The organism is Oleiphilus sp. HI0061, from assembly GCF_001635675.1.
This window is the reverse complement of the sequence record NZ_LWFE01001443.1, coordinates 1-2111: the sequence shown is the minus strand read 5'-3', so window position 1 is coordinate 2111 and position 2111 is coordinate 1. Positions and strand designations below refer to the sequence as shown.

At 42.0% G+C, this 2111-nt stretch carries 2 protein-coding genes and 1 pseudogene; 2 read left to right on the top strand and 1 reads right to left on the bottom strand.

Going from position 1 to position 2111, the window contains the following annotated elements; genetic code table 11:
• Nucleotides 1-294 (top strand): annotated as a pseudogene (locus A3735_RS31280) (hypothetical protein); the annotation flags it as partial.
• Nucleotides 295-365: 71 nt separating this feature from the next.
• Here the strand turns inward: A3735_RS31280 and A3735_RS22735 are convergent.
• Nucleotides 366-632, bottom strand: coding sequence for a hypothetical protein (locus A3735_RS22735; protein ID WP_068510046.1), 267 nt, complete (start codon nucleotides 630-632; stop codon nucleotides 366-368).
• Nucleotides 633-851: 219 nt separating this feature from the next.
• Between A3735_RS22735 and A3735_RS22730 the strand changes: the two genes are divergently transcribed.
• The coding region (locus tag A3735_RS22730) for a 7TM-DISM domain-containing protein (RefSeq protein WP_197485988.1) at nucleotides 852-2111 on the top strand (1260 nt) is incomplete at its 3' end.

Below are 2111 nucleotides of genomic sequence, written 5' to 3'. Positions count from 1 at the left end.
GATATTTTGATGGAAAAGATCAATGCAGTTCTGGATCGTATCACTAAGTTTGTACAAAAAACTCAGCGTGAGAAAGGCCTATCGTTTGTTTCAAGAACGCGTTTGGAACCCCCGAAGTATAATCGACAAGCATGTGTCGTCTTTCGAGTGGTATTAGCAAATCCACTGACGACCACTGATACATTAAGAGATATTCTGGCAGAGCAGAAAGAAATCGTGAACGCTTCTATGGAGGTTCAACGAGCAATGAAGTTATTGCGTAGTTTGTGTCAGCTCTCCGAGGATAGCCAATAGTCTGAGATAAACACAGACTATTGGTGCATAGATTTAATCACTCAAGGCTAAATCTAGATTACTGCTTCAGCTTAATATAACGCAGCTTCGTCATCTAAGACTTCGTGAATGACTTCCAAGAAGATCTTATCAGCATCACTCAATTGTTCAGGAATTCTAACAATTGTTGAGGCGCTGATCTTCTCTGCTATTTTAGCGGAAGCATCAGGTTCATTTTTCAGCTCGCGTGCGATCTCCATGCATTTTGTTGAAACACTAGGGTCACTTAGACACTTTCGAATAAAGACGCGTAGTTCACTAATTATTTTGGCTTGTTTGCTCGCTTCTGCACTACTCATCGATAACTCCTTATTTTCTACAAGTATATTTTTTATAGGCAGCATAGCTTCAGTATAGAGCTTAGTTGAAGTCATAGCATGTATTTGTTTGAAATAGTTTGTGAATAAGGGGGAATCTACTCATAAATGTATATCAAGTGAGCAGAGGAAAAAATCAATTGTCCTGCTACGCTTAAGAAACAGAGAAATTGTTTACACTAAAATTAGCCAACCTTATATATGACGTTCTTAAAAAACATTTTGCTTAGGCCGCTACTGATATTCTTGCTGTGTCTAAGTGGAAGCTTTATCGGGCCTGCTTGGGGTATTACGAATGTGATGCCAGACGATGGTGCGCCCCGTATTATTCGAAGTGAATACCTAGTAGATCACTCAGGTAACAGCGGCATAGAGGCAATAAAAAGCCTTGTAAGAGAAGGTGAATGGAAAGGTCTTAGTGAAGACTCGGCTAACTTTGGTTATCAGCGTTATCCGTACTGGTATCGTTTTGAATTAAGTAACCCAAGCCAGGCGCAAAAGGAGCAGATTCTAGAGATCAGTTACCCTTTGTTGGATTATGTGGATTTTTATCATTTTGCAGGTGACAACTTAGTCAGTGAAGTTCACACCGGAGATAGAAAGCCCTATTCGCAGCGCCTGATAGATCACCCTAATTTTCTCTTTCCTGTCAAAATAGCTGCGGGTGAAACCCACCAGATTTATCTAAGAGTCGACACGGCAGGTTCTCAGTTGGTTCCGATGAAAATTTCTGATGCAACGAGCACCTTTGTGCAGCTAGGAAAAGAAGACGCATTACATGCGACCTACTTTGGCGTTGTATCAGTTATTGTCTTCTTTAACTTATTAATCTTTGTCGCGCTCAGGGAAAAGCTGTATTTATACTATTCAGTCGCAGCATTCTTGTACATGCTGTTCTTTGGTATTATGAGAGCGAAGCTTTTCCCCTTTATTTATTCAGATAACCCCGAGTTTCATCACACGCTTTTATTGTTATTGCCGTCCAGCTGTTTACTTTTTTCAGCGCTATTCTCACGAGAATTTCTCAAGCCTGAGCAATACAGTAAGACTTTGGGGTATTTAATCAATGCGATCATTGGTATTGCCTTGATTGGCCTTGCTGGCATCTTGGTATTTGATGCGCAGACCTCCTTGCAATTGTCGGTGATGGGGGCCATTCCTGGCAGCTTTGTTTTACTCATAATGGGGCCAATATTGGGCTTTATGGGGAATAGGATGGCGTGGATCTATGCCACAGCATGGAGTACTTTCATGTTTGGTGTGACGATATCTGCGCTCAGTAAACAGGGCCTGATGCCGGTGAGCTTCGTTACCGAGTACGGTATGCAGATCGGTTCAGCACTAGAGCTATTTATACTAAACGCAGCCTTAGCCTCACGTTTCTATCAAGAGCATAGGCAGCGAATAGCTGCGCAAGAAGCACGATTACTGGAGCAACTTGAGCGCAGATATCGTCACACC

Bases quoted from the DNA above. Each gene is read 5' to 3' on its own strand.
- A3735_RS22735 (WP_068510046.1), bottom strand. From the start codon at position 632: ATGAGTAGTGCAGAAGCGAGCAAACAAGCCAAAATAATTAGTGAACTA.